This window comes from Mesorhizobium sp. WSM4887 (genome assembly GCF_029625865.1).
Lineage (GTDB): Bacteria > Pseudomonadota > Alphaproteobacteria > Rhizobiales > Rhizobiaceae > Mesorhizobium.
Map to the genome: position 1 here is coordinate 1 of NZ_JARTVP010000067.1, position 245 is coordinate 245.

Below are 245 nucleotides of genomic sequence, written 5' to 3' on the forward strand. Positions count from 1 at the left end.
ATGCTGGACGATCCGATGGATCTTCAGCGCATGCGTATCGCCTATCGCCACCTTGGCGAGATTGCCCGGCAAGCGCCGATCCAGGCGATCGCCGAGCGCGTCCTGCTGGGGGATTCCGATCTGCCTTTGTCATGGCTCGAAATGGCAAGCGACGAGGAGGTCGACAATTTCCTGCTGGCGCAGTCTTCCGATGCGCAGCATGGGATCGGCGGCTGTTGCATGGGTAGGCCCGGTGAGGCCGTGGT

Annotated in this window: 1 protein-coding gene; it reads left to right on the top strand. The window is 62.4% G+C overall.

Annotation, left to right across the window (positions count from 1 at the left end; genetic code table 11):
• Window positions 1–15 precede the first annotated feature (15 nt).
• On the top strand, window positions 16–245 hold a 230-nt coding region (locus tag P9230_RS32350; protein ID WP_278121772.1), incomplete at its 3' end, for a GMC oxidoreductase.